This window comes from Streptomyces sp. NPDC093261 (genome assembly GCF_044753645.1).
Classification (GTDB): domain Bacteria; phylum Actinomycetota; class Actinomycetes; order Streptomycetales; family Streptomycetaceae; genus Streptomyces.
Window position 1 is genome coordinate 161240 of sequence record NZ_JBIVNO010000011.1, and the last position, 24776, is coordinate 186015.

The 24776-nt window shown below is 72.4% G+C and carries 26 protein-coding genes; 14 read left to right on the forward strand and 12 right to left on the reverse strand.

Going from position 1 to position 24776, the window contains the following annotated elements; translation table 11 throughout:
* The first annotated feature begins 1 nt into the window (after window position 1).
* Window positions 2-1234 carry a hypothetical protein gene (locus ACIP94_RS23515; protein ID WP_402428845.1) on the forward strand — a complete coding sequence of 411 codons (1233 nt, stop codon included), beginning with the start codon at window positions 2-4 and terminating at the stop codon, window positions 1232-1234.
* Here ACIP94_RS23515 and ACIP94_RS23520 read toward each other — a convergent pair.
* Window positions 1173-2186, reverse strand: a complete 1014-nt coding sequence (locus ACIP94_RS23520) for a bile acid:sodium symporter family protein (RefSeq protein ID WP_402428848.1) — start codon at window positions 2184-2186, stop codon at window positions 1173-1175. The two genes, ACIP94_RS23515 and ACIP94_RS23520, sit on opposite strands and share 62 nt — an antisense overlap.
* A gap of 160 nt (window positions 2187-2346) precedes the next feature.
* Between ACIP94_RS23520 and ACIP94_RS23525 the strand changes: the two genes are divergently transcribed.
* From ACIP94_RS23525 to ACIP94_RS23545, 5 genes are all read left to right on the forward strand, one after another.
* Window positions 2347-3210, forward strand: coding sequence for a LysR substrate-binding domain-containing protein (locus ACIP94_RS23525; protein WP_402428851.1), 864 nt, complete (start codon window positions 2347-2349; stop codon window positions 3208-3210).
* Window positions 3211-3623: 413 nt separating this feature from the next.
* Window positions 3624-5450, forward strand: coding sequence for an AMP-dependent synthetase/ligase (locus tag ACIP94_RS23530; RefSeq protein ID WP_402428854.1), 1827 nt, complete (start codon window positions 3624-3626; stop codon window positions 5448-5450).
* A gap of 84 nt (window positions 5451-5534) precedes the next feature.
* Window positions 5535-5717, forward strand: coding sequence for a hypothetical protein (locus tag ACIP94_RS23535; RefSeq protein ID WP_402428857.1), 183 nt, complete (start codon window positions 5535-5537; stop codon window positions 5715-5717).
* Window positions 5718-5967: 250 nt separating this feature from the next.
* Complete coding sequence (locus tag ACIP94_RS23540) at window positions 5968-6801, forward strand: aldo/keto reductase (RefSeq protein ID WP_402428861.1); 834 nt, start codon at window positions 5968-5970, stop codon at window positions 6799-6801.
* 238 nt (window positions 6802-7039) lie between these two features.
* Window positions 7040-7735, forward strand: a complete 696-nt coding sequence (locus ACIP94_RS23545) for a glycoside hydrolase family 75 protein (protein WP_402428863.1) — start codon at window positions 7040-7042, stop codon at window positions 7733-7735.
* A gap of 101 nt (window positions 7736-7836) precedes the next feature.
* On the opposite strand, the gene ACIP94_RS23550 is transcribed toward ACIP94_RS23545, so the two are convergent.
* Entirely contained in the window at window positions 7837-8883 is a 1047-nt protein-coding gene (locus tag ACIP94_RS23550; protein ID WP_402428865.1) for a class I SAM-dependent methyltransferase, read from the reverse strand.
* Window positions 8884-9042: 159 nt separating this feature from the next.
* Between ACIP94_RS23550 and ACIP94_RS23555 the strand changes: the two genes are divergently transcribed.
* Window positions 9043-9813: a phytanoyl-CoA dioxygenase family protein gene (locus tag ACIP94_RS23555; protein WP_402428868.1), complete on the forward strand. Its 771-nt coding sequence runs from the start codon at window positions 9043-9045 to the stop codon at window positions 9811-9813.
* Between the two features lies 1 nt (window position 9814).
* A complete protein-coding gene (locus ACIP94_RS23560) occupies window positions 9815-9940 on the forward strand; it encodes a hypothetical protein (protein WP_402428872.1) in 126 nt (41 codons plus the stop codon).
* A gap of 151 nt (window positions 9941-10091) precedes the next feature.
* Here the strand turns inward: ACIP94_RS23560 and ACIP94_RS23565 are convergent, their stop codons facing one another.
* From ACIP94_RS23565 to ACIP94_RS23575, 3 genes are all read right to left on the reverse strand, one after another.
* Window positions 10092-10838, reverse strand: coding sequence for a class I SAM-dependent methyltransferase (locus ACIP94_RS23565; protein WP_402428875.1), 747 nt, complete (start codon window positions 10836-10838; stop codon window positions 10092-10094).
* A gap of 14 nt (window positions 10839-10852) precedes the next feature.
* Window positions 10853-11158 carry a 4a-hydroxytetrahydrobiopterin dehydratase gene (locus ACIP94_RS23570; protein ID WP_402428879.1) on the reverse strand — a complete coding sequence of 102 codons (306 nt, stop codon included), beginning with the start codon at window positions 11156-11158 and terminating at the stop codon, window positions 10853-10855.
* A gap of 91 nt (window positions 11159-11249) precedes the next feature.
* Window positions 11250-12314 (reverse strand): ADP-ribosylglycohydrolase family protein, encoded by a 1065-nt coding sequence (locus ACIP94_RS23575; RefSeq protein ID WP_402428882.1) that lies wholly within the window; start codon window positions 12312-12314, stop codon window positions 11250-11252.
* A 28-nt stretch (window positions 12315-12342) separates the two neighbouring features.
* Between ACIP94_RS23575 and ACIP94_RS23580 the strand changes: the two genes are divergently transcribed.
* From ACIP94_RS23580 to ACIP94_RS23590, 3 genes are read left to right on the forward strand one after another with little or no spacing between them, the layout of a single operon-like run.
* Window positions 12343-13191 carry a helix-turn-helix domain-containing protein gene (locus tag ACIP94_RS23580; protein WP_402428885.1) on the forward strand — a complete coding sequence of 283 codons (849 nt, stop codon included), beginning with the start codon at window positions 12343-12345 and terminating at the stop codon, window positions 13189-13191.
* Window positions 13192-13250: 59 nt separating this feature from the next.
* On the forward strand, window positions 13251-14114 hold the full coding sequence (locus ACIP94_RS23585) for a helix-turn-helix domain-containing protein (RefSeq protein WP_402428888.1): 864 nt from the start codon (window positions 13251-13253) through the stop codon (window positions 14112-14114).
* A 58-nt stretch (window positions 14115-14172) separates the two neighbouring features.
* On the forward strand, window positions 14173-14976 hold the full coding sequence (locus ACIP94_RS23590) for an SAM-dependent methyltransferase (protein ID WP_402428891.1): 804 nt from the start codon (window positions 14173-14175) through the stop codon (window positions 14974-14976).
* A 16-nt stretch (window positions 14977-14992) separates the two neighbouring features.
* Here the strand turns inward: ACIP94_RS23590 and dnaK are convergent, their stop codons facing one another.
* From dnaK to ACIP94_RS23610, 4 genes are all read right to left on the reverse strand, one after another.
* The gene (gene dnaK, locus ACIP94_RS23595) at window positions 14993-16861 is read right to left on the reverse strand and encodes a molecular chaperone DnaK (protein WP_402428894.1); all 1869 of its coding nucleotides are present in this window, start codon (window positions 16859-16861) and stop codon (window positions 14993-14995) included.
* A gap of 175 nt (window positions 16862-17036) precedes the next feature.
* Window positions 17037-17462: an OsmC family protein gene (locus tag ACIP94_RS23600; protein ID WP_402428897.1), complete on the reverse strand. Its 426-nt coding sequence runs from the start codon at window positions 17460-17462 to the stop codon at window positions 17037-17039.
* A gap of 154 nt (window positions 17463-17616) precedes the next feature.
* Window positions 17617-19704, reverse strand: a complete 2088-nt coding sequence (locus ACIP94_RS23605) for a phage holin family protein (protein WP_402428900.1) — start codon at window positions 19702-19704, stop codon at window positions 17617-17619.
* Window positions 19705-19830: 126 nt separating this feature from the next.
* Window positions 19831-20283 carry a hypothetical protein gene (locus ACIP94_RS23610; RefSeq protein ID WP_402428903.1) on the reverse strand — a complete coding sequence of 151 codons (453 nt, stop codon included), beginning with the start codon at window positions 20281-20283 and terminating at the stop codon, window positions 19831-19833.
* 85 nt (window positions 20284-20368) lie between these two features.
* Here ACIP94_RS23610 and ACIP94_RS23615 point away from each other — a divergent pair, with 85 nt between their 5' ends.
* Together ACIP94_RS23615 and ACIP94_RS23620 are read left to right on the forward strand one after the other, a co-directional pair.
* Window positions 20369-21142 carry an MBL fold metallo-hydrolase gene (locus ACIP94_RS23615; protein ID WP_402428905.1) on the forward strand — a complete coding sequence of 258 codons (774 nt, stop codon included), beginning with the start codon at window positions 20369-20371 and terminating at the stop codon, window positions 21140-21142.
* Window positions 21142-21765: a DedA family protein gene (locus tag ACIP94_RS23620; protein ID WP_402429083.1), complete on the forward strand. Its 624-nt coding sequence runs from the start codon at window positions 21142-21144 to the stop codon at window positions 21763-21765. Before ACIP94_RS23615 ends, ACIP94_RS23620 begins: the two co-directional genes overlap by 1 nt.
* A gap of 9 nt (window positions 21766-21774) precedes the next feature.
* On the opposite strand, the gene ACIP94_RS23625 is transcribed toward ACIP94_RS23620, so the two are convergent.
* From ACIP94_RS23625 to ACIP94_RS23635, 3 genes are all read right to left on the reverse strand, one after another.
* Complete coding sequence (locus ACIP94_RS23625; protein ID WP_402428908.1) at window positions 21775-22851, reverse strand: MBL fold metallo-hydrolase; 1077 nt, start codon at window positions 22849-22851, stop codon at window positions 21775-21777.
* Entirely contained in the window at window positions 22848-24095 is a 1248-nt protein-coding gene (locus tag ACIP94_RS23630) for an aminotransferase class I/II-fold pyridoxal phosphate-dependent enzyme (RefSeq protein ID WP_402428911.1), read from the reverse strand. Before ACIP94_RS23630 ends, ACIP94_RS23625 begins: the two co-directional genes overlap by 4 nt.
* 193 nt (window positions 24096-24288) lie before the next feature.
* Window positions 24289-24429: a hypothetical protein gene (locus tag ACIP94_RS23635; protein WP_402428914.1), complete on the reverse strand. Its 141-nt coding sequence runs from the start codon at window positions 24427-24429 to the stop codon at window positions 24289-24291.
* A gap of 3 nt (window positions 24430-24432) precedes the next feature.
* On the opposite strand from ACIP94_RS23635, the gene ACIP94_RS23640 reads away from it, so the two are divergent.
* A partial coding sequence (locus tag ACIP94_RS23640; RefSeq protein ID WP_402428916.1) for a hypothetical protein occupies window positions 24433-24776 on the forward strand: 344 nt, incomplete at its 3' end.

The following is a 24776-nucleotide window of genomic DNA, read 5'->3' on the forward strand; positions in this document are numbered from 1 at the left end:
CGTGCCCGACGACGCAACGGCACGACGGCGGGCCGGGACCGGGCTCGGCCTGGTCCTGGCCCTGGTGTGCGCGGCCGTGCTGCTCACCGCCTTCCCGCACCACGACCGGGAGGGCGGCGGCCGCTGCGCCCCGCGCACCCTCGGGTCCTGGACGGCGGACACCACGCTGGACGCCGAGTTCACGCGGTACGGCGACGATCCCGCCCGCACCGACGACTGGACCGGCGGCGACGGCACCCATTCGGTGCGGCTGCCGGACGGGCGGGTGCTGTGGCTGTTCTCCGACACCTATCTCGGCCCGGTGCACGGGCCGCCCAACCCGATCGGCGAGTCGTACGCCTGGCGGGACCTCTCGACCCCGCTGGTACGCAATTCCGGGGTCGTGATGTCCCGTGCGGGCCGGCTGGAGAGCACGCTTCCCGCGCCCCTGTTCCCCGACCCCGCGCCCGGTCGGTGGCGCTGGCCGGTGGCGGCCCGGGTCGAGCCCCGCTCCCCCGGCTCGGCCGAGCAGGTCGTCCGCGTCCTGCTGTGGACCCGTACGACCGGCACATACCCCTGGGTCTACGGGGTCCCCGCCGCCACGGAGGTCGCCACGCTCTCCCTGCCGGATCTGCGCGTCGAGAGCGTCGCACGGATCCTCGGCCAGCGGCAGATCACCGATCCGTCCCGGCGGGTGCTGTTCGGCACGACGGCGGTGGCCGACGGGAAGTGGACCTACGTCTTCGGCGGTGACGATGCCCGGGCCGCCGCACGCCCCGCCTCCCGGGCGTATGTGGCCCGCGTGGAGCGCGGCCGGCTGGCCGAGCCCACGGCCTGGCGGTACTGGAACGGCTCTGGCTGGATCTCCCGGCCCCGGCCCACGGCCGTCCTGGGCGACGGGCGCGGCACCGGCGTGGCGAGCGCGTTCACGGTGGTCCGCGACGAGGGGACCTATGTGCTGTTCACCATGGCCGCAGGCACGCCGGGGCTGACCACGGTCACCTCCTACTGGGCGTGCGCGCCCACGGGGCCCTGGCACGGGCCGGGCCGGGGACTGCGCGCGCCGCTCCCGGGGGGCGAGGTCGCCGCGTACAACCCGCAGGCGCACCCGGAGCTGAGCGGCGACGGCAGGCTGGTGCTCAGCTACGACGTCAACTGGCTGGCGGCGACGGGCGGCGCGGCGCAGGTGAACCTCAGCCGGAACGTGTCCCTGTACCGACCACGGTTCGAGGTGCTGCGGCTGTCCCGGGGCTGACCGCCGGCCGCTCGGCGTCGTGCGCGCGGCGCTTGGCGATCACCGCGCACACCATGAGCTGCATCTGGTGGAAGAGCATCAGCGGGAGCACGGCCAGTGAGGCGTGGGCGCCGAACAGGACACTCGCCATGGGCAGCCCGGAGGCGAGGGACTTCTTGGACCCGGCGAACTGGATCGCGATCCGGTCCTCCCGGCTGAAGCCCAGCGCCCGGCTGCCGTACCAGGTCAGGGCGAGCATCACGGCGAGCAGGGCCGCCTCGACCACGAGCAGGCCGCCCAGCCTGAGCGGGCTCACCAGGTGCCAGATGCCCTGGACCATGCCCTCGCTGAAGGCGGTGTAGACGACAAGCAGGATCGAGCCGCGGTCGACGAGCCCGAGCACCTTCCTGTGCCGGGTGATGAACCCGCCGATCCAGCGCCGCAGCACCTGGCCCGCGAGGAACGGCACCAGCAGCTGGAGCACGATCGTGACGAGCGAGTCCGCGGAGAACCCACCGCCGCTGTCGCCGAGCAGCGCCGCCGCGAGCAGGGGGGTGAGCACGACGCCGGCCAGCGAGGAGAAGGAGCCCGCTGAGATCGCCGCGGGCACATTGCCACGGGCGATCGAGGTGAAGGCGATCGACGACTGGATGGTCGACGGGACGAGTGTGAGGAAGAGCAGGCCGGTGTAGAGGCTGTGCGTCAGCAGCACCGGCACCAGGCCGCGGGCGGCGAGGCCGAGCAGGGGGAAGGTGACGAACGTGCAGGCCAGCACGGTGACATGGAGGCGCCAGTGCCGCAGTCCCGCCAGCGCCTCATGCGTGGAGAGCCGGGCGCCGTAGAGGAAGAAGAGGAAGGCGATGGCGGTCGTGGAGGCACCGGAGGCGACGTCCGCGGCCGTGCCCCGCGCCGGGACGAGGGCCGCGAGCCCCACGGTCCCCAGCAGCAGGAGGATGTAGGGGTCGACGGGCATCCATCGCGGCCATCGCAGGCGTTTCACTGTGCTCCACTACGTCGCTGTACGTCAGGGTTCGGACACGGTCGTGCCGTCTCCATCGTCCTCTCGCGGCGATCGATCGGGAATCCCATACACCGCTCTGACTGTCATCGCGTTTCGCGATAACGTCGAGGGCGTGTACGACCCCGCCCAGCTCCGCACGTTCCTGGCGGTGGCCCAGACGCTGAGTTTCACCCAGGCCGCCCGGCGGCTCGGGCTGCGCCAGTCCACGGTGAGCCAGCATGTGAGACGGCTGGAGGACGCGACCGGGCGCCCGCTGTTCGCCCGGGACACACACTCCGTCCAGCTGACGGAGGACGGCGAGGCGATGCTCGGCTTCGCCCGGCGGATCCTGGAGGTGCACGAGCAGGCCACGGCGTTCTTCACCGGCACCCGGCTGCGCGGCCGGCTGCGGTTCGGTGCCTCGGAGGACTTCGTGCTCACCCGGCTGCCGGAGATCCTGGAGCGCTTCCGCTACGACCACCCCGAGGTGGACCTGGAGCTGACGGTCGAGCTGTCGGGCACTCTGCACGAACAGCTGGCGGCGGGCCGGCTCGATCTGGTGCTGGCCAAGCGGCGTCCTCAGGATCCACGCGGCCAGCTGGTCTGGCACGACAGGCTGGTGTGGATCGGCGCGGAGCGGCTGCGTCTGGACCCCGACCGTCCGGTGCCGCTGATCCTCTATCCCCCGCCGGGCATCACCCGGGCGCGTGCCCTCCAGGCGCTGGAGCATCAGGGGCGCGCCTGGCGCATCGCGTGCACGAGCGGCAGCCTCAACGGTCTGATCGCGGCGGCCCGGGCCGGTCTTGGTGTGATGGCTCACGCCCGGGGGCTGGTCCCGCCGGGCCTGGTGCGGGTTCCGGAGCGGGCGGGCCTGCCGGACCTGGGAGAGATCGACTTCGTGCTGGTCCAGGGGGAGCGCCCGGGCCCGGCGCAGCACACGGCCCAGGCGCTCGCGGCGGCGATCCTGGCGAGCGGGGACCGGCTGCACCGGCGCTAGTGCCGCGCCGGGCGCGGATACGTGAGCCGTTCGACCCGCCGCAGGAACAGGGTCTGGTGCGGTCGCCGCGGGCCGGAGTGACGGAAGCGAGGCCGCACACGCTGAAGGAGACGGCGGCACGGCGGGGCTGAGCGGGGCGGGGCGGTGATCCGCGACCCGGGTCACCGCCCCGTACTACTGGCGAGTAGGGTGTAGGGGGCGGTAACCGCGTCGTACAGATTCCGTGGAGATTAACGCGCCGGAACCTACGACGCCGTAAGGAACTTCGTCCGCCCCCTCCCCATATGCGCATTTTTTCCGGGGCTGACCTGAGCGTTTTGTGCCGTGCCCAACGGGTTTCCCACCCCCTCCCGCCCTGCCGTGCTGTCGGGTAGCTTTCACGGCGCTGTGCGGAGCGCCTCAAGGAGCGGGGATTGCGCGAGTTCACCAACCCTCCGGCGGCGTCGACGCCGCCGGAGGGCGGTCTGGCCGACGTCGTCTTCGAGTATGCCCAGGAGGAGCCGCTCCGTATCGCCCTCGGCCGCAAGGACCAGGAGGGGCACTGGCGCGATGTGACCGCCGCCGAGTTCCGCGACGAGATCCTCGCCCTCGCCAAGGGCCTGCTGGCCCAGGGGGTCCGGTTCGGGGACCGGGTCGCGATCATGTGCCGTACGCGCTACGAGTGGACGCTTTTCGACTTCGCGCTGTGGACCATCGGCGCCGAGGTGGTGCCGATCTATCCCACCTCCTCGGCGGAGCAGGTGTTCTGGATGCTGCACGACGCGCAGGTGTCGGCCGCGATGGTGGAGCACGAGGACCACGCCATGACCATCGCGACGGTCATCGACCGGCTTCCGCAGCTGCACCGGCTGTGGCAGCTGGACGCGGGCGCCCTCCAGGAGCTGTACGACGCGGGCGCGCATGTCGGGGACGAGGTGGTGCACCGGCACCGGCAGGCGGTCACCCCCGACACCACGGCGACCATCATCTACACCTCCGGCACCACCGGCCGCCCCAAGGGCTGTGTGATCTCGCACGGCAACTTCATGTTCGAGGCCGACACGGTCATCGAGCGCTGGGAGCCGGTCTTCCACTCCCGCAAGGGCGATGAGGCGGCCACGCTGCTGTTTCTGCCGCTGGCGCATGTCTTCGGGCGGATGGTGCAGGTCGCGGCCTTGCGCGGCAGGGTCAAGTTCGGCCATCAGCCCCAGCTGAACGCGGCGGCGCTGCTGCCCGACCTGGCGGCGTTCAAGCCGACGTTCTTCCTGGCCGTGCCGTACATCTTCGAGAAGGTCTTCAACGCGGCCCGCCGCAAGGCCGAGAAGGAGGGCCGCTCCGGGCCCTTCGAGAAGGCGGTCGAGGTCGCCGTGAAGTACGCGGACGCGATCGAGGCGAAGGCGTGGGGCCTCGGCCCCGGCCCCTCGGCGGCCCTGCGGATGCAGCACCAGTTCTTCGACAAGGTCGTGTACGCCAGGATCCGCGCGGCGATGGGCGGCCGGGTCCGGCACGCGATGTCCGGCGGCTCGGCGATGGACCGCCGGCTCGGGCTGTTCTTCGCGGGCGCGGGCGTGCAGATCTACGAGGGCTACGGCCTCACGGAGACGACGGCGGCGGCGACCGCGAACCCGCCCGGGCGCACCCGGTACGGCACGGTGGGCCAGGCCATCCCCGGCACCACGGTGCACATCGCGGACGACGGCGAGATCTGGCTGCACGGGGGCCATGTCTTCCAGGGCTACCTCAACAACCAGAAGGCCACGGACGAGGCCCTGCACGACGGCTGGCTCGCCACCGGTGACCTGGGTTCCCTGGACGAGGACGGCTTTCTCACCATCACCGGGCGCAAGAAGGAGATCCTGGTGACCTCCGGCGGCAAGAGCGTCTCGCCGGGGCCGCTGGAGGAGCGGGTACGGGATCATCCGCTGGTCGCGCAGTGCATCGTCGTGGGCAATGACCGCCCCTACGTCGCCGCGCTCGTCACCCTCGACGCCGAGGCCGTGGAGCACTGGCTGGCGATGCGTGGCAAACCACGGCTCACTCCGGCCCAGCTCGTGCGCGATCCCGACCTGGAGACCGAGGTGCGCCGGGCGGTGGTCGCGGCGAACACGCTGGTCTCACAGGCCGAGTCGATCCGCACCTTCCGGATCCTCGCGCATCAGTTCACCGAGGAGCACGGGCTGCTCACCCCGTCGCTGAAGCTGAAGCGCAAGGCGATCGAGAAGGCGTACGAGAACGAGGTGGAAGCGCTGTACCAGACCTGAGCCGGGCCACGGCGACCCCTCGACGCGTCCACCCCCTCGGGGTTCAATGTTCAATCAACCCGGGGGTCGCGAGGAGGTCGCACCATGGCGGAACTGGGCATCGCCGACACGGTCGGCATTCTCCGGCAGCCCGGGGTGCGGCCCCGGGGCAGCAGCGCCGGGCTCGGCTGGGAACGGCTGTATGTGTCGTCCCAGGAGGAGCTGTCCTACCGCGCGGACTTCGGGCCCGCCCCCACGCATCTGGTGATCCTGCACCTCAGTTGGTGAGCGCGAGGGAGCCAGGCGGGGCGGGGATGTTCACATGCGTGCACCCAGCGACTCGTATGGTGCCGCGTTGCGGAGTCACGGGATGAGCGGGCCCGGTGAATGGGTCCGACCCAGGAGGTCGGGTCCATTTCCGGCCAATCTGAGGGGCGTGGCCCAGATTCGGCGGGGAAATCACGGGACAGGAATGCGCACGGATCCGTGATCGTTGACCATGGCAGTACCACCCGACGACTTGAAGGATCGAGAGCTCGTGAGCAGCAAGGTCCCCCCGATCATCCTCAACAACGGCGTCGAGATGCCCCAGCTGGGCTTCGGCGTCTGGCAGGTGCCGGACGACGAGGCGGAGAGCGCCGTCGCCACCGCCCTGGAGGCCGGGTACCGCAGCATCGACACAGCGGCGATCTACGGCAACGAGGAGGGCGTCGGCAAGGCGGTCGCGGCCTCCGGCATCCCGCGCCAGGACCTCTTCATCACCACCAAGCTCTGGAACAGCGACCACGGGTACGACTCCACGCTGCGCGCCTTCGACACCTCGCTGGAGAAGCTCGGCCTGGAGTATGTGGACCTGTATCTCATCCACTGGCCGCTGCCGTCCCGGGGCACGTTCGTCGAGACGTACAAGGCCTTCGAGAAGATCTACGCGGACGGCCGCGCCAAGGCGATCGGCGTCTCCAACTTCCTTCCGGAGCACCTTCGGACGCTGATCAAGGAGACGTCGATCATTCCGGCGGTCGACCAGATCGAGCTGCACCCGCACCTTCAGCAGCACGCGGCGCGCGAGTACCACGCGGAACAGGGCATCGCCACCGAGGCCTGGTCGCCGCTCGGGCAGGGCAAGGGCCTTCTGGAGGTGCCGGCGATCGTGGCCATCGCGCAGAAGCACAACCGGACCCCGGCCCAGGTCGTGCTGCGCTGGCACCTCCAGCTCGGCAACGTGGTGATCCCGAAGTCCGTGACGCCGTCCCGCATCAGGGAGAACATCGACGTCTTCGACTTCACACTGGACACCGAGGACATGGCGGCGATCAGCGCGCTCAACGAGGACCGGCGCATCGGCCCGGACCCGGCGACGTTCGGCGTCTGACAGACCCGCGACCGCACGGCGCGCCCCGGATCGCTTCCACGGCGGCTTCGGGGCGCGCCGCCGTGTGTGCGGTGGCAGGACCGGGCGAGTCGGGGAATCCCCCTGGCTGCGGATTCCGTCCCCGGTCCCCAACTCGCCTCGGCTATACGGGCATGAGGGCTTGACGCGGCCATGGCGAGGGGTCCACCTTGTACGACACTGGTAAGGAAACTTTCCTAACAGAAGGGTCTTCCCCACAGTGCGCACTCGAACACTGACCCTCGCCGCGTCCGCCGGCGCCGCGCTCCTCGCCACCGCCGTGCTCCCTTCCAACGCCTCGGGCGCGACCACTCCCAAGTCCGCCCAGGAGGGCTCCGTCAGCGCGGCCGCCCTCCTCGCCAAGGTGACGTCCTGTTCGCAGATATCGAACGGCAAGTACAAGACCGACGACGAGACCTCGGCCACCGTCCCCGTGTGCGGCAAGAACGGCGCGGTGTTCTGGAAGGCCGACATGGACGTCGACTGCGACGGCCAGGTCACCAGCAAGTGCAACGGCGACACCGACCCCTGGTTCCAGGACGACACCGCATTCCACCAGTCCGACGGCAAGCCCCTGCGCGCCGACTCGCTCCCGTACGTGGTGGTGCCGAGCGCCGGCAGCATCTGGAAGTACTCGAGCTCCGGCATCAAGGGCGGCGGCGTGGTCGCCGTCATCTACGACAACAGGGTCGAGTACGCGGTCGTCGGCGACACCGGCCCCACGAAGATCATCGGCGAGGCGTCGTACGCCACCGCGAAGGCGCTCGGCATCGACCCCGACCCGGAGACCGGCGGTGCGGATTCGGGCGTGACATACATCCTGTTCAAGAACTCCCAGGTGTCGCCGATCGAGAGCCACAGCGCGGCGGTCTCGCTCGGGCAGTCGCTGGCCCAGCAGTTCATCGACAGCAACTGATCGGCCGCTCGGGACCGTTGATCGCCACTCCCCCGGTCCCCCCACGGCCGGGCACGGCCGCCCGGTGCCGCGGCACACGCGGTACCGGGCGCTCGCGCGCCTCAGACGGGCCGCACCGCCGTGTACACCGTGTGTGCCTTCAGCACGAACACATCCGTCCGGCGGTGCACGCTCGCCTCGTCATCCGGGTCGAGAAGGCGGTCGAGGGTGGCGCGGTCCTCGGCGTCGAGGCCGCCGGCCAGGGCCTCGCGCAGCCGGGTCAGGACGGCGGCGACATACGTCCGGGCCCGGTCGCCGACCGGGGCGGGCAGGTCCAGAAGGAAGCTGCGCGTGCCGGTGTGCTTCAGACCGGCGGCGGTCAGCAGGGCCGGCCAGTCCTCCGCCTCGGTGACGGAGCCGGGCAGTTCGGCCCGCATCCGCGCGAACCACTCCGCCTCGGTCGCGTCGAGCCGCGCCTGGAGGCCCGGGCGGCCGATGCCGATGTCCCGCGGCAGGAACCGGGCGGGCAGACCGCCCTCAAGCAGCGCCAGGGTGCCGCCCGGCGCGAGCCGCTCGGCGAACACGGCGAGGGCGGCCCGCTGGTCGCCCAGGTGGTGCAGGCTGTTGCCGGCCCACAGCAGATCGGCAGGGTATGCCAACTCGGTGAGTGCCTCGGGCAGTTCGCCGGTGAGGGTGGAGAACCGGTCGGCGAGGCCGAGGCGGGCGGCCCGGGCACGGGCGCGTTCCAGCAGCGGACCGGAACCGTCCACCGCGACGACCCGCGCACCGGGGAACGCCTCGGCGAAGAGAGCGGAGACGACGCCGGGTCCGCTGCCCGTGTCGACGATCAGGCCGGGCTCCGGCGCCTCCCGCGCCAGCCATGCCATGACCGTCCGGTACAGAGGGGCGAACAGCTCCGCCTGGGACTCCAGCATCGGCCCCATCACGGCCCAGTCGAGGCCGGTGTCGCCGTGGTGGCCATGGTGACCGTGAGGGGCGTGGCGGGCCCGTCCACCTTCGTGGGCCTGTTCGCCTTGGTGAGCCTGCTCGCCTTCGTGGGCCTGTCCGCCTTCATGGGCCTGTTCGCCTTGGTGGGCCTGTTCGCCTTGGTGGGCCTGTTCGCCGTCGTGGCCACGCTCGCCGTCGTGGCCGTGGTGCTGGTGCGCCATGGTGGTCAGCCTCTCTTTCTCGCTGCCGCCAGCCTGCGCCGACAGACCGCGCACAGGCCACTTCTCTTGCCGGAGCAGCAAAATCCGGGGTGTCACACGGCCGGCCGCGGCGGCGAAAAACCGGGTGCGGCACGGCCGGCCGGTCGGGAGCATGAGCCCATGGACGACGAACTGGTGGAGCGTTTCCTCAACGACGGCTTCGTGAAGGTCGAGGGCGCCTTTCCCCAACGGGTCGCCGAGGACTGCGCACGGCTGCTGTGGCGGGAGACGGGCTACGACCCGGAAGACCCCGGCACCTGGAAGGACCCGGTGTACCGGGTGAACGGCATGGCGCAGGGCCCGTTCGCCGCCGCGGCCAACTCCCCCGCCCTGCACGAGGCCTTCGACCTGCTGGTGGGCGAGCGCCGCTGGGAGCCCCGCTACACGCTCGGCACCTTTCCGCTGCGCTTCCCGCACCAGGAGGAGCCGGACGATGCGGGCTGGCACATCGAGGGGAGCTATCTCCCGGAGGGAGCCGACCTGTGGCACGCCAATCTCCGCTCCCGGGAGCGTGCTCTGCTGATGCTCTTCCTGTTCACCGAGGTCACCGAGGACGACGCCCCGACCCGTATCCGCGTGGGCTCGCATCTCGACGTACCGCCGGTCCTCGAGCCGTACGGCGAGGAAGGTGCCTCCTTCCTGGAGCTGGGCCCCCAGGTGGACGCGGCCTCCGCGCATCGCCCGCTCGCGTACGCCACCGGCCGCCCGGGAGACGTCTACCTCTGTCACCCGTTTCTGGTCCACGCCGCCCAGCCCCACCACGGCACCCGGCCCCGGTTCATGGCGCAGCCGCCCCTGTATCCGGCGGTGCCCTGTGAGCTGGAACGGGCGGACGGGAACTACTCGGCGGTGGAGTTCGTGATCCGCCGGGGTCTGGCCCGGGAGGGCTGACATGGCCGACGCCCGGGTCCGGGCCGGGATCCACTTCCGCTCGGCGGACCTCGCCGGATGCCGCGCCGGCAGCCGCATCGGGGTGTGGGCGCTCGCCCACTGCTTCCGGCCGCTGCGTTCGCGGTGAGCACCGGCCTCGTCGCAGCCCGCTTCCCCTGCGGAGTAGGCACCCTGACGGTACGACGGCCGGCGATGAAGGTCTCGGCCCGGGCGGATCGCCTCTGTGAGCAGGACAGTTCCGTGCCGCCCGCGGGGACACGGGCGCGGATGTCCGGGTGTCAGGAGCCGGTCTTGCGGAAGGCCCGGAGGGTGAACTCCGGGTCGGGTCGCGGGCGGTCCTGGTCCGGCAGTGCGGCCAGCCGGACCGTGATCCGCTCTCCGAGCGGATCACCGGGCCTGAGCGTGGTGAACCAGCCGCGTCGCAGGTCCGCCGCCGTGCCGCGGGGGCTTCGGCCCTGGCCGACGCCCTGGAAACGGGCCCCTCCGGCCGGCACCAGACCGCACGCGGCGGCATGTTCCGCGACCGCCTCCGCGGCGTCGGACGCGGGCCGGCGCGGGCGCCGGGCGAGCACGGCGTCGATGTCGCTGCCCACGTCATGCGCGGCGGCCTTGTCGACGGTGGTGACATACACACCGCCCGGCCTCAGCACCCGGGCGCACTCGGCGAGCACGGCCCTCACCTCCCCGGGCCCCTCGACGAGATGCAGCAGCCATACGCTCGTGACCGCGTCGAACGTCCGGTCCGGGAACGGCAGTCGCCGGCTGTCGGCGAGGACGACGGCTCCGGGCAGCCGGGTGGCGGCCCGGCGCACCATCCCGCACGTCAGGTCAGCGCCGGTGACCCGCAGCCCGGGCCGCCCGGCCGCGAGCCGCCGGGTCACGATCCCCGTGCCGCAGCCCACGTCCAGCAGCCGGTGCGCGTCCTCGGGTATCAGTGCGAGGACGGCGGAGGCCGCCGCCACGGCGCGCGGCTCGCCACCGCGCGAAGAGTCGTACTCCTCGGCCTCCTTGTCGTAGTCCAGCATGTGCCGTGCCCCGTTCAGTGCGCCCCGTGCCCGGGCGCCAGCTCCTCGATGCGGTGGGCGAGATTGAAGTCCAGCTCGGTGACGGCGCCCCCCACACTGTGCGTGTTCACCGTGAGGGAGACGGTGTTGTACCCCAGGGTGCAGTCGGAGTGGTGGTCGAGTTCCTCCTGCACCTGGGCGATGTGCACGACCATCGCGGTGGCCGCGAAGTGTGAGCCCAACCGGTAGGAGCGGGCGATCCGGTCGCCGTCCAGCGACCAGCCGGGCAGCTCCGCCAGCCGGTCCTCGATCTCCTTCTGCGACAGCGGTTCGACGGGCATGGCCTGGCTCCTTCCGTACGACGCGGGGTGCGCCCCACCCTGTCACATCCCCTCCGTGGCGCGCCGTACGCACGGCCGTGCCCCCGGGCCGTCAGCTTCGTGCGCACTCCGCCGCGAGGTCGTCCGCGACGACGCTGATCTCGGCCCGGCCCTCGACGCGCTCCAGCCAGTCCTGCGGCAGCCCGTGGTCGCCGTGACGGGCGCCGAGGAGGTTGCCGCACAGGGCGCCGGTGGAGTCGCTGTCCCCCGAGTGGTTGACGGACAGCAGCAGAGCGCGCCGGACGTCGGGCTCGGCCAGGGCGCAGTACACGGCGATGGCCAGGGCCTGTTCGCCGACCCAGCCCGCGCCGAGCGTCTGCACCTTCTCCGCGGTGGGCAGGCCCTCGGCCGCCAGGTCGACGGCGCCGCGCAGCGCGGCCGTGGTCTCCTCGTGCCCCGGGTACCGGGCCAGCAGGCGCAGAGCGCGCAGCACCGCGCCCTCCAGGGAGTCACCCTCGAGCAGATGCGCGACGACCGCGGCGAAGGCGCCCGCGGAGTAGTAGCCGGTGGGGTGGCCGTGGGTGGTCTGGGCGCTGCGGGCCGCCATGGCGAAGGCGGTGTCGGCCGGCACGCGGGTGAGGCCGAAGGGCGCCGAGCGCATGACCGCGCCGCAGCCCTTGGAGTCGGAGTTCACGGGGCCGGGACGGCCGAGTGCGGCGTCCGGGTCGGGCACGAAGTCCTGGGCGAGGCCGGACAGACAGGCGTTGCCGGGCGCGCGGCGCGCGTACAGCCACGGCTGGGCCGCGAGGCCCTCGGCACCCTCGGGCGGGCCGGACAGACGCTGTGTGTCGAACCAGCGGCCGTACGCCTCCCGCACCAGCTGGGACCAGCCGCCGCCGATTCCCCGGTGCCGTTCGCGTCGGTGCGCCAGCCGGAGCCCCTCCACGGTGAACAGGGTCATCTGGGTGTCGTCGGTGACCCGGCCGACGACACCCCCCGCGTCCGGCGCCAGTCCGGTGACGCCCTGCTCGCCGTACAGTGCCCGGATGCGGTCCAGGGAGACGAACTCGACGGGATATCCGAGGGCGTCGCCCACGGCACCTCCGAGCAGGGACCCGCGCACCCGGGCCCGGTAGATCGCCGTGGCCTCCCAGGACGGGTTCAGCCGGTCGTACATGCACCACTCCTCGACTACGGTCGTCCGTATGACCATTGTCGCGACCGGTGCCCCCGCCTCCCCACCGGCCCCTTCGGACTCGGGCATCGGCCCGCTGCTGCGGGGCTGGCGCGAGCGGAGACGGGTCAGCCAGCTGGAGCTGGCGCTGCGGGCGGGCTCCTCGGCACGGCACATCAGCTTCATCGAGACGGGACGCTCACGGCCGAGCGAGGAGATGGTGCTGCGGCTCGCCGAGCAGCTCGACGTCCCGGTGCGCGAGCGTAACGCGCTGCTGCTGGCGGCCGGTCACGCACCGCGCTACCCGGAGACACCGCTGGACGACCCGTCGATGGACGCACTGCGCGGGGGCGTGGAGCGGCTGATCCGGGGCTACGAGCCCTATCCGGCGCTGGTGGTGGACGCGCGGTACGACGTGGTCGCGGCCAACCGCGGCATCGCGCTGCTTCTGGACGGCGTCCCGGAGCGGCTGCTCGCCTCGCCCCTGAACGCGATGCGTCTCACGCTGCATCCCGAAGGGCTCGCGCCACGCATCCGCAACCTCCGCGAGTGGCGGGGCCACTTGCTGGCGCAGATGGAGCGCCAGATCGCCCTGCACCGCTCGCCGGCCCTGCGGGCCCTGTACGAGGAGGTGGCGGGATATCCGGTTCCGGACCCGGCCGGGCCCGAGCCCGGAACCGGTCCCGAACCCGACGAGGCCGTACCGTACTTCGCGCTGCCGATGCGGATCGAGCACGACGGCCGGGTGCTGTCCTTCATCTCGTCCATCTCCACCTTCAACACCCCGATGGACGTGACGGTGGCGGAACTGGCCATCGAGACGTTCCTGCCCGCCGACCCGGCGACGGTCACATACCTCCGCTCACTGGAGTCCCCGTGAGACGTACGTCCGAACGTGCCACACTGCTCACGTACTTCGGCGCGTAGGGGAGGCGTGGCGTGAGTGAGCGGCGGGCTGCGCCCACCGTGGGGCAGGTGGTGCTCGGTCGGCGGCTCCAGGAGTTGCGGGAGGCCGCGGGGCTCAAGCGCGAGGAGGCGGCGCAGGTGCTGCGGGTCGCTCCGGCGACCGTGCGGCGGATGGAGACCGCCGATGTCGCGTTGAAGATCCCGTATGTGCAGGTGCTGCTCACGCGGTACGGCGTGCCCGACGAGGAGGTCGCCGCCTTCGTCCGGCTCGCCGAGGAGGCCAACCGGCCCGGCTGGTGGCAGCGGTACCACGATGTGCTGCCCGACTGGTTCAGTCTGCATGTGAGCCTGGAGGGCGCGGCCCGCATCATCCGTTCCTACGAGCCGCACTTCGTGCCCGGGCTGCTCCAGACCGAGGACTATGCCCGTGCCGTGCTGGAGGCCGGGACCGTCGGGCAGATCCGTCCCCAGGACATCGAGCGGCATGTGGCGTTGCGCCTGGCCCGGCAGGAGCTGCTGACCCGCCCGGACGCGCCGCACCTGTGGGTGATCATGGACGAGACGGTGTTGCGAAGACCGGTGAGCATCCGCTCCCAGGTGATGCGCGACCAGCTCGACCGGCTCCTCGAGGCCAGTGAGAACCCCGCAATCACCTTGCAGGTGGCCGAGTTCGCCGCCGGGCCGCATCCGGGAACGTACACCCCGTTCGTGCTCTTCCGTTTCCAGGAGCCGGAGCTGCCCGACATGGTCTACAGCGAGTACCTGACCGGTGCCCTCTATCTCGACGCACGCGCCGAGGTGGCCATGCATCTGGAGGTCCTGGACCACATGTCCGCGAAGGCGGCCTCCGTCCACCGCACGAGGACGATTCTGCGCGAGTACCGCGACACCTTCTGACCCGGCCGCACGGACCACCCACCGAGCACACAGCCCACCCCCCATCAGGAGCCTGCACATGACGACCGGACCCGAGGCGACGCCTACCCGCATCGACACCGGCAAGCCCCATCCCGCCCGGGTCTACGACTGGTGGCTGGGCGGCAAGGACAACTACCCGGTGGACGAGGAGCTGGGCCGGAGGATCCTCGCCGTGGATCCGACCGTGCGGCGCGGGGCGCGCGCCAACCGCCGGTTCATGCACCGGGCGACCCGGACGCTGGCGCAGGCGGGGGTGCGCCAGTTCCTCGACATCGGCACGGGCATCCCCACCGAGCCGAACCTCCACCGGATCGCCCAGGACGTGGCTCCCGAAGCGCGGGTGGTGTACGCGGACAACGACCCGATCGTGCTGCGGCACGCGGAGGCGCTGCTGCGCGGGACCGCGGAGGGCACCACGGACTACGTGCAGGCGGACGTTCGCGACCCGGACGCCATCCTCACCAAGGCCGCGCGGTCCCTGGACTTCGGGCAGCCGGTCGCGCTGTCGCTGGTCGCGCTCACGCACTACCTCGACGAGGAAGTCCACGGGCTGCTGGGGCGGTATGTGGAGGCCCTCGCGCCCGGCAGTTTCCTGGTCGTGTCGCAGGTGACCCCGGACCTGAACCGGGAGGCCGTGGAGCGGGCCGCCGGCCTGTTCCGGCAGAGCGGCACGCCCTTCTTTCCGCGCCCGCTCGCCGAGTTCTCCCGCTTCTTCGAGGGTCTTGAGCTGCTGGGCCCCGGTGTGATCCCCGTCAGTGGATGGCGGCCGGATCCGCAGGACGTCGCGCTCCAGGCGGAGGGCATCGTGCCGGTGTACGCGGGGGTCGCGCGCAAGCCCTGAGCCGGCGGCTCCGGCCTCAGGCCGTCCCGCCCCGTGCGTCGTTGTCGTCGTCGACGATCTCGGCGTCCACCACGCCCTCCTCGTCCTGGGGCGGTGTGTGCTGCTCGGTGCTCTCGGTCCTCTGCTGGGCCTGGGCGTACATCGCCTGCCCCATCCGCCGGCTGACGGCGGCGAGTTCCTCGACGCCGGCCCGCAGCGCCGCCGTGTCGGCCTCGCCCTCCAGCAGGCTCCTCAGCCCGGCGAGGGCGGCCGTCACCTCGCTCCTCGTGTCCGCGGGGACCCGCGCCTCGTGCTCGGGGTTCTCCCGCAGGAACTTCTCGGTCTGGTACACGAGTTGCTCGGCCTGGTTGCGGGTCTCGGCGGTCTCCCGGCGCCTGCGGTCCTCCTCGGCGTACTGCTCCGCGTCCCGCACCATGCGGTCGATCTGGTCCTTGGGGAGCGCGGAGCCGCCGGTGACCGTCATCTTCTGTTCCCGGCCGGTCGCCAGGTCCTTGGCGGAGACATGCATGATCCCGTCGGCGTCGATGTCGAAGGCCACCTCGATCTGCGGCACCCCGCGCGGCGCGGGCGGCAGTCCGGTGAGGTCGAAGACGCCGAGCTTCTTGTTGTACGCGGCGATCTCACGCTCGCCCTGGTAGACCTGGATGCCGACGGACGGCTGGTTGTCCTCGGCGGTCGTGAAGATCTCCGAACGCCGGGTGGGAATGGTGGTGTTGCGCTCGATCAGCCTCGTCATGATGCCGCCCTTGGTCTCGATGCCGAGGGACAGCGGGGTGACGTCGAGCAGGAGGACGTCCTTGACGTCGCCGCGGATGACACCGGCCTGGAGGGCCGCCCCGACCGCCACGACCTCGTCCGGGTTCACACCCTTGTGCGGGTCCTTGCCGGTGAGTTCCCTGACCAGTTCGGTGACGGCGGGCATACGGGTCGAGCCGCCGACGAGGATGACATGGTCGATCGCGGAGAGCTTCACGCCCGCGTCCGTGACCGCCTGGTGGAAGGGGGTCCGGCAGCGGTCGAGCAGATCGGCGGTGAGCTCCTGGAACCGGGCGCGGGACAGCTGCTCCTCCAGGTGCAGCGGGCCTTGGGAAGAGGCCGTGATGTAGGGCAGGTTGACGGTGGTCTCGGTCGAGCTCGACAGCTCGATCTTCGCCTTCTCGGCAGCCTCGCGCAGCCGTTGCAGCGCCATCTTGTCGGCTCCCAGGTCGATGCCGTGCTGCCCCTGGAACCGCTGGGCGAGATGGTCCACGATCCGCTGGTCCCAGTCGTCCCCGCCGAGGTGGGTGTCGCCGTTGGTGGCCTTGACCTCGATGACACCGTCGCCGATCTCGAGCAGGGAGACGTCGAAGGTGCCGCCGCCGAGGTCGAAGACGAGGACGGTCTGCTCCTCGGCGCGGTCGAGGCCGTACGCGAGGGCCGCGGCCGTCGGCTCGTTGACGATCCTGAGGACCCTCAGTCCCGCGATCTCCCCCGCCTCCTTGGTGGCCTGGCGCTGGGAGTCGTCGAAGTAGGCGGGCACGGTGATCACGGCGTCGGTGACGTCCTCGCCGAGGTACGCCTCGGCGTCCCGCTTCAGTTTCTGGAGCACACGGGCCGACAGCTCCTGTGCACGCAAGCGGGTGCCGTCGACGGACCCGTGCTCCGGGAAACGCCAGTCCGGGTCGCCCATGTGCCGCTTGACCGAGCGTGCCGTGCGCTCGACGTTCGTCACCGCCTGCCGTTTGGCGACCTCGCCGACCAGCACATCGCCGTTCTTGGCGAAGGCCACGACCGACGGGGTGGTCCGCGCGCCCTCGGCGTTGGCGACGACGGTGGGTTCACCACCCTCCAGTACGGCCACCACCGAGTTCGTCGTACCGAGATCGATCCCGACCGCCCGTGCCATCGCCGTCCCCTTCCGCCAGGGCGCCTGTCGCACTCCATCACAGAACTCGAGCGGCCCCGTGTCCATGACGCCGGCCCGGCACCCGGCCACCGTCCGCCCCCTGTCATCGGATACCCGGAAAACGGCTGTGCCGCGCCCCCGTGCGGCGGGCGCGGCACCGGTGGACGTGTGCGCGTCAGGAGAGCTTGGCGTCCAGGGTGATCGTCGTACCGGCCAGGGCCTGGCTGACCGGGCAGTTCTTCTTGGCACCCTCGGCGGCGGCGACGAACGCGTCGTTGTCGATGCCGGGGACGGTGCCCTCGACGGTGAGGTGGATGCCGGTGATGCCCTCACCCGGCTGGAAGGTCACATCGGCCTTGGTGTCGAGCTTGGTGGGCGGGGTGCCGGCGCCGGCCAGGGCGTGCGACAGCGCCATGGAGAAGCAGCTTGAGTGGGCGGCGGCGATCAGCTCCTCCGGGCTGGTCCTGCCGTTTGCCTCCTGGGAGCGCGAGGCCCACGTGACCGGCTGCTGTCCGATGCCGGAGGAGTCGAAGGTGACGACGCCCTTGCCCTCGAGCAGATTGCCTTCCCAGACGGTGTGTGCGGTGCGCGTGGTTGCCACGATGAGTCCTTTCGCATGCCGTGCGCTCTCGTCAAGGCGGTCCCTTTCCCGGGTGCCGCGCCCTATCCGATCACATTCCGGCCCGGCACACCCGGCGACCGGCTCGGGGACCATGAACGGGTCCCGGGGAGTGACGCAACGCTTCCAGCGACGGTCAGGCGGCGCGTTCGCCCTCGTCCTCGCGTCCGCTCAGGGGAACTTGGGGGCCGTCGCACTCGCGCAGCCAGCGGCGGAAGACATGGTGGAGCCGCTCGGCTCCGACGAGTTCGGCGCCGTCCCCGGCCGGTGCGGACAGGGTCACCGGCCAGAGCAGGAAGGGCCGCCCCTGGGCGCCGCCCAGTCCGCCGTGCGAGCCGATCTGCTCCTCGAAGGCGAGGACTTCGCCCGTGGCCGGGTCGCACCAGGAGTTGACCATGATGTCGGCGGTGTGCGGGAAGGAGTGCGTGCGGCGTACGGCGTCGGCGGCACCGGGTCCGAAGTCGGCCAGCGGACCGCTCCCGTCGGCGAGCCGGTCCACCGGGACCTCCACGCCGTGCGCCCCCAGCACCACCCCGCCGTGCTCCTCGCTGCGGACGAGGACGAAGCCGACGCCGGGGTGCTCGGCGAGCGTCGGCAGCAGCGCGGGGTGACGCCGGTCGATCTCCTCCTTGCTCATCCGGTGCGGCACGTCCGGGAAGGAGACGAGTCCGAGATTCCCCGAGGCGAGGACGACGGGCTCGGTGCGGCGGCGCGTCGCCCGGTGCCCCCCGCCGTTCTCCTCGACCGGTCGGCGCAGTGCGGCCCGTACCGCCGCGCGCGCCTCGGCTCCGCTGTGGGTCCGCTCGACCCGGCGCGGCACCGGCAGGGCGCAGCCGGCCCGCACGAGCTGACCGAGGCTGAGCCCGTAGCGGCTCCGGAAGGTCTCGCCGGGACTCTGGCCGTGGTCGGACAGCACCACGATCCGGTACGGGCGCGGGGCGTGCTCGGCGACCTGGGCCAGCAACGCCAGCGAGCGGTCCAGCTTCCGCAGGACCTGCTCGGCGTCGCGGCTGTGCGGACCGGAGTGGTGGGCCACTTCGTCGTAGGCCACCAGGTCCGCGTAGACCGCGTTGCGCCCTGCGAGCATGTCGCCGATCACCGCGGCCACGACGACGTCCCGTTCCACGACCGTGGCGAAGGCACGGACGAAGGGGTAGAGACCACCGCGGCCGACCCGTGGCCGCTGCCTGGCGAGACGGGCCCGGGTGGACTGCCCTGTCTCGCGACCGACCTCGGCGACGAACGACATGGCGGTGCGCACGGCGCCCGCGGGATCGCTGAAGTAGGCGAAGTAGCCGGCCCGGGAGCGGTTCTCCCGGCCGCGCCGCGCGGCGACGGACAGCACCAGGGCGAGCTGGTCGGCGCCGCCGCTGAACAGATTGCCGCGGCTCGCGCCGTCGACGGTGAGGAGCCCGCCGTCACCGGTGCGCTCGATGGCGCGGCGCTGGAGTTCGGCGGCGCTCGTCGGCCGGTTGCAGACCATGACCTCGCGGCTCTCCTTCTCGTACCAGCGAAAGGCCGGCACATCGTGGTTGGAGCCGTGCAGGATGCCGAGCTGGCTGGCGCCGGTCTGGCTGGACCAGTCGGTGCGCCAGGCGGTGAGACGGTGGGCGGGGCCGCGGCCGTCGGACGGCGTGAGCCAGGAGGCGACGGTCGGCATCAGCCCCCGGTCGACGGCTGTCCGCAGCACATCGTGTCCGACGCCGTCGAGTTGCACGAAGACGGCACCGGGGGTGGCCGGTCCGTCCTGCCCGGGGGCGGGTCCGCGCCGCCGGGCGGCAAGCCGGTAGAGCCTTCTGCGGTACGCGTCGTCGTCCCGGACGGCCAGGGCGGCGCCGGTGGCCGAGGCGACGGCGGACATCGCGGCGGCGACCACCACGGCGGTCTCGGGCGCGGCCTCGCCGCGCCCGGAGGGGTTGACGCGCAGGGCGAGCAGCAGCAGGGAGCCGTTGAGGAAGAAGACGAGCAGCCCGAGGACGAGGGCGGGCACGAGCAGCAGCAGCCGGACGAGCAGGGGCCACACAAGGGCCGACAGCAGACCGAAGACACCGGCGCCGGCCGCGGCGGTCACGGCGATCCGGGTGGCGCTGTCGCCGCCCGCGGACTGGAGCCGGAAGTCCGGGAGGATCCCGGCGAGGACGAGCATGGTGACGGTGGACGCGGCCCACACGGCGATGCTCCGCCCCCCTGCGCCGATCAGGCTGTGCCAACGCCCGCGACCCACTCCACTCCTCTCGTTCCGACCCGTCCTCCGCGCCCCGCGAGGCCATCCCCACCCTGTCACAACGGCGCGGGACACCGGCCGGGGCCTGGGAGCGTCCGAGGAGCGCGGACCGGGCCTGGCGCCGGGTCAGCGACCGTCGTAGCCCGCGGTCGGCATCGAGAGGCGGCGGTGGACGCGGGCCTTCATCTGGGCGTCGTAGGAGGGTTCCGCGTGGCCGACCGTCTCGACGCGCACACCCCGCCGCGCGCACTCGGCGGTGAACTCCTCGACGGAGGACAGGGCGCGCTCCAGAACTCGGCGGCTCGGGGCGACGAACAGGTCGATCAGGCCCGCGTCCACGTCCGACCACAGCGCGCTGTGGTCGGGGCGCAGCCCCCGCACAAGCAGTTCCCGCGTCACCACATAGCCGCGCTCCGCCGCCCAGCGGGCGCACATCGCGTGCTGGCTGCGGGAGTCGACGAGGAAGGGGTCCGCGTCCAGCTCCTCCAGCGGCGTCAGACTGGCGATCGCCGTGACCCGGACCGTGGCCGGGCCGCCGGAGGCGTCGCGTGTGCCGGAGGTGCCATGCGCATCTCCCATGGGGTCCCCCCTCACCTCAGGGTTTCGCCGCCGACCCTACCCCTGCCCGTAGGCTCGGGGGGAGTCGCGCGAAGGAGGCATCGGGGTGCCGGTGGAGATCACGTGGTGGGGACACGCCACCTGCACCGTCGAGGACTCCGGTGTGCGGGTACTGACCGATCCCCTGTTCGCGCGGCGCCTGGCTCATCTGCGGCGGCGCCGCGGTGCCCCGCCGCCGCCCGAGGCCGCGGTCGCGGATCTGGCGCTGGTGTCGCATCTGCACGCCGACCATCTGCATGTGCCGTCGCTGGCCCGACTGGCCCCGGGCACCCGTCTGCTGGTGCCGCGCGGAGCCCCCGGGCAGGTGCCGGGACTGCGCAGGCTCGGTCGGCTGCGGGTCACGGAGGTCGTTCCCGGTGACCAGGTGCAGGTCGGCGACCTGGTGGTACGGGTCGTCTCCGCCCGGCACGACGGACGCCGGCTGCCGGTGGGACCGCATCGCTCCCCTGCGCTGGGGTTCGTCGTCGAGGGCGAGGCCCGAACCTACTTCGCCGGGGACACGGGCCTGTTCCCGTCGATGGCGGAGGAGGTCGGGACGGTCGATGTGGCGCTGCTGCCGGTCGGCGGCTGGGGACCCTACCTCGGGGAGGGGCATCTGGACGCGGGGCGCGCGGCGCAGGCGCTGGCCGGGCTGATGCCTCGCAGTGCGGTGCCGGTGCACTACGGCACGTACTGGCCGATCGGAATGGACGCCGTGCGCCCCCATGAATTCCATGCGCCGGGCCAGGAGTTCGTGCGCCTCGCCGCGCAACGCGCGCCGGAGGTCGCGGTGCACCTCCTCTCCCACGGGGAGAGCGTCCGGCTGGAGGGCGCCCGGTGATGTTCCTCGCCGTCACGGGCGGCGTCATGCCCACCGAGTCCACACAGCAGGCGGTGGGTTATCCGACACTGTTCCTGCTGGTGCTGATCGGGGCCCTGGTGCCGGTCGTACCCACGGGGGCCCTTGTCAGCACGGCGGCGGTGGTGGCCTTCCACGAGACCGCGCCGTTCTCCCTCGCGCTGGTCTTCGTCGTGTCCTCGCTCGGGGCCTTCCTCGGGGACGTCGCGCTCTACTGGCTGGGGCGGCGCGGCGTGCGGTCGAAGAACGGCTCCCGCCGGCTTCGGGCGATCCGCGACCGCGCGCCCAAGGAACGGCTGGACCAGGCGCAGCGGAAGCTGAACGACCACGGCGTCGCGGTGCTCACCCTCTCCCGGCTCGTCCCGGCCGGCCGGATACCGGTGATGCTCGCCTGCCTGCTGGCCGGCATGCCGCTCAGGGACTTCGCCCGCGGCGACGCCCCGGCCTGCCTCGCCTGGGCCGTGACGTACCAACTGATCGGCATCCTGGGCGGCTCCTTGTTCCCGAAGCCCTGGGAGGGTGTGGTGGCGGCGGTCGTGCTGACCCTCGCCATCAGCGCGGCGCCCGGGGTCTGGCGCCGGGTGCGCCGCTTCGCCGCCTCCTGAGCGGCCCGCTCACTCCAGCACGCGGGACGCCCCGATCGGCAGGTCCCACAGGTGCTCACGGGCCAGCCCCGCCTTCTCCCAGGCCGCCCGCACCCGCGTCAGCGGTTCCAGGACCGGTTCCGCCGACAGCACGAACGTGCCCCAGTGCATGGGCGCCATCCGGCGCGCGCCCAGGTCGGCGGTCGCCCGCACCGCCTCCTCCGGGTCGCAGTGGACGTCGCTCAGCCACCATCGCGGGTCGTAGGCACCGATCGGCATGAGCGCCAGGTCGATCCCCGGATAGCGGCGGCCGATCCGCTCGAACCAGTGGCCGTACCCCGTGTCGCCCGCGAAGTACACCCGCTGTCCGTCGGGCGCCGTCAGTATCCAGCCGCCCCACAGGGAACGGCAGGTGTCGGTCAGCGTGCGCTTGGACCAGTGGTGGGCGGGGACGAAGTCGAAGCGGACGCCGTCGAGTTCGGCGCCCTCCCACCAGTCCAGCTCGGTGACACAGGTGAATCTGCGCCGCCGGAACCACGGCGCGAGCCCGGCCGGTACGAACACCGGTGTCGTGGACGGGAGCCGGCGCAGGGTCGGGGCGTCCAGATGGTCGTAGTGGTTGTGGCTGATCACGACGGCGTCGATGCGCGGCAGGGCGCTCCAGGCGATGCCGACGGGGGTGATCCGGGCCGGTGTGCCGAGGATCCGCCGGGACCAGACCGGGTCGGTGAGGACGGTCAGCCCGCCGATGCGCACCACCCAACTGGCGTGCCCCGCCCAGGAGACGGCGAGGGTGCGCGTGTCGGCGTGGGGCAGCGGCTCCGGCTCGTACGGCAGCAGTGGGATGTCCCTGAGGCCCTCGGGCCCTGGCCGCACGGTGCCCTCGCGGGCGAAGCGGGCGAGGGCCTTGAGGCCGGGCAGGGGGGCGGTGAGCCGGTCGACGAAGGAGCGGGGCCAGATGCGGCGCTCGCCCAGCGGACGGGGCTCGGCGAGCGGCGGGAGCGGGGGCGCTGCGGGGGCCGGCCCCAGCAGTGAGGTGGGCACCGGCTCGCCTGCGTTCCGGTACGCCGGGGTGGGGTTCACGGTCGGCTCGGACTGCTGCGTCATCGAGGAGGCTCCCATCGCTGAGCGTCGTCGCATAGATCGTCGAAGACCGATCCCAGGAGGTTCAACGCGCGTTGCAGGTGCGGCAGTTCCAACGGCGCGGGGGACAGGAGGGACTGGATGCGCTCCTCGGCGGTCGTGCCGAGGAGCGGGCCGGTGGACAGCCGCACGCGGAGCGCCGCGAGGTCGTCCCCGAAGCGGTGGCCGCCCGGGACGGGCATGCCGAGGCGGGCCGTGAGGAAGTCCTCCAGTTCCTGGGCGTCAGCGACGTCGTGGGCGCCGAGCGCGGGGCGCAGCGGTTCGAGGTCGGCGTAGAGGTGCCGCCCGGCCTGCGGGGGTCTGGCGAGGACGCCCGCGGACACCACGGTCCGGTGCACGGCGTCGGCCACGCGCGTGTGCAGCGCGACAGAGGCGCGGAGGCGTTGGGTGATCTCGGGCGGCTCGTCGAGGGCGTACGCGGCCGCGGCGGCCACCGGGTCGGCGATATGGGCGCCGAGGGCGGTGAGCACGTCGAGGACGCGGGCGCGCAGCCCGGCACCGTCGGCGGTGGCCGGGAAGCGGGCGACGGCCGCGGGCCAGCCCGCCGGCAGAAAAGGGCCGGCGAGGTCGGTGACCACGGTGACCCGTTCCGGCAGCATCTCGGCGGGGCTGAGCAGCACGGTGTCGCGCGACTGGTGCACGGTGTCGCGCCATGTCTCGTCGCTTACCAGGTGGAGCCCCTCCCCGGCGGCGGCCTCCACGGTCTCGTGCACCAGTTCGGGCGGCGCCACGGTGGCGGTCGGGTCGTCGGCGACCGCCAGCACCAGCAGCCGAGGGTCGCCGCCTTCGGCGCGGATCCTGCGCACGGTCTCCAGCAGGGCGTACGAGTCGGGGACGCCGCCGCACTCGGCGGGTGTCGCCACCGGGAACACGGCCCGTCCGAGGGCCCTGACCTGGGGCACCCACCAGGCGGCGCAGGGCCGTGGGACGAGCACGTCACCGCCGAGCGCGGCGGTGACGGCGAGAAGCAGGGAGGCGGCGCCGGGTGCGGCGGCCACCTCGTCGGGCCGGGCGGGCAGTCCGCGTCGCTCGAAGTAACCACAGGTGGCGCCGGGCAGCCCGCGGACGCCACCGGTGGGTTCGGCGCCGTCATGGCCCCCGGCCTGGGCGAGCGCGGTGGACAGCCCGGGCAGCAGAGGCAGCCCTTGACCCGGCAGGGACGGGCCGTGACGGACGGTGCCGTGCCCTTCCGGTTCCGTCCGCCGCATGCGTGCCTCCGCGCAGTCCCTGTTGGCGTCCCGCATCCCTGGCTCGCCGCGGACACCCGCCGCCCGCCGGCCGTCCTCGTCACCCCTGTTCCTCTACGGTGCCGGTTGTTCCCCTACGGTGCTGGTGGGGCCCCAGAGGTCTGAGTACCCCGGGTGCGGGCCGATCATGGGTGTCCGTCCGGGTTCAACCGCGTCACGGGTTCAGCCGCCTCCGTCCGCCGCGCAGCCAGACCCGGTGCAGGGCGGCGGCGAGCGCGCCCGCGATCAGGAAGCCGCCGATGACGAGTGCGGGGACGGACCACCGGGCGTAGGAACCGCCCAGGCCCGCGTCCACCCCGTGCTGCGAACCGACGGCCAGTCGCCCGCCTTTGTCTTTCTGACCTTGCTGCCCTTGCTGCTGCCCTGTCCCGTTCTTTCGGGCCTCGCCCGACTGCCGACCCTGTCCGTCGCCACCGGCCTGGTCCTGGCCTTGTCGGCCCCCCTGCCCCTCGCCCCGGAACTGTTGCTGCCCTTGCTGCTGGCCGAACTGCTGCGGCCCACCCCCGCCCGGCTGCTGACCGAACTGCTGCGGCCCACCCCCACCCAGCTGCTGACCGAACTGCTGCGGCCCACCCCCACCCAGCTGCTGACCGAACTGCTGCGGCCCACCCCCACCCAGCTGCTGACCGAACTGCTGCGGCC

What these genes read in the sequence shown, in the direction of transcription:
- ACIP94_RS23520 (WP_402428848.1), bottom strand. Translation starts at nt 2,186, where the DNA reads ATGCCCGTCGACCCCTACATCCTCCTGCTGCTGGGGACCGTGGGGCTC.
- ACIP94_RS23565 (WP_402428875.1), bottom strand. Translation starts at nt 10,838, where the DNA reads ATGCTGGACTACGACAAGGAGGCCGAGGAGTACGACTCTTCGCGCGGT.
- ACIP94_RS23590 (WP_402428891.1), top strand. Translation starts at nt 14,173, where the DNA reads ATGACGACCGGACCCGAGGCGACGCCTACCCGCATCGACACCGGCAAG.
- ACIP94_RS23575 (WP_402428882.1), bottom strand. Translation starts at nt 12,314, where the DNA reads ATGTACGACCGGCTGAACCCGTCCTGGGAGGCCACGGCGATCTACCGG.
- ACIP94_RS23620 (WP_402429083.1), top strand. Translation starts at nt 21,142, where the DNA reads ATGTTCCTCGCCGTCACGGGCGGCGTCATGCCCACCGAGTCCACACAG.
- dnaK (WP_402428894.1), bottom strand. Translation starts at nt 16,861, where the DNA reads ATGGCACGGGCGGTCGGGATCGATCTCGGTACGACGAACTCGGTGGTG.
- ACIP94_RS23625 (WP_402428908.1), bottom strand. Translation starts at nt 22,851, where the DNA reads ATGACGCAGCAGTCCGAGCCGACCGTGAACCCCACCCCGGCGTACCGG.
- ACIP94_RS23535 (WP_402428857.1), top strand. Translation starts at nt 5,535, where the DNA reads ATGGCGGAACTGGGCATCGCCGACACGGTCGGCATTCTCCGGCAGCCC.
- ACIP94_RS23560 (WP_402428872.1), top strand. Translation starts at nt 9,815, where the DNA reads ATGGCCGACGCCCGGGTCCGGGCCGGGATCCACTTCCGCTCGGCGGAC.
- ACIP94_RS23630 (WP_402428911.1), bottom strand. Translation starts at nt 24,095, where the DNA reads ATGCGGCGGACGGAACCGGAAGGGCACGGCACCGTCCGTCACGGCCCG.
- ACIP94_RS23610 (WP_402428903.1), bottom strand. Translation starts at nt 20,283, where the DNA reads ATGGGAGATGCGCATGGCACCTCCGGCACACGCGACGCCTCCGGCGGC.
- ACIP94_RS23580 (WP_402428885.1), top strand. Translation starts at nt 12,343, where the DNA reads ATGACCATTGTCGCGACCGGTGCCCCCGCCTCCCCACCGGCCCCTTCG.
- ACIP94_RS23555 (WP_402428868.1), top strand. Translation starts at nt 9,043, where the DNA reads ATGGACGACGAACTGGTGGAGCGTTTCCTCAACGACGGCTTCGTGAAG.
- ACIP94_RS23570 (WP_402428879.1), bottom strand. Translation starts at nt 11,158, where the DNA reads ATGCCCGTCGAACCGCTGTCGCAGAAGGAGATCGAGGACCGGCTGGCG.
- ACIP94_RS23550 (WP_402428865.1), bottom strand. Translation starts at nt 8,883, where the DNA reads ATGGCGCACCAGCACCACGGCCACGACGGCGAGCGTGGCCACGACGGC.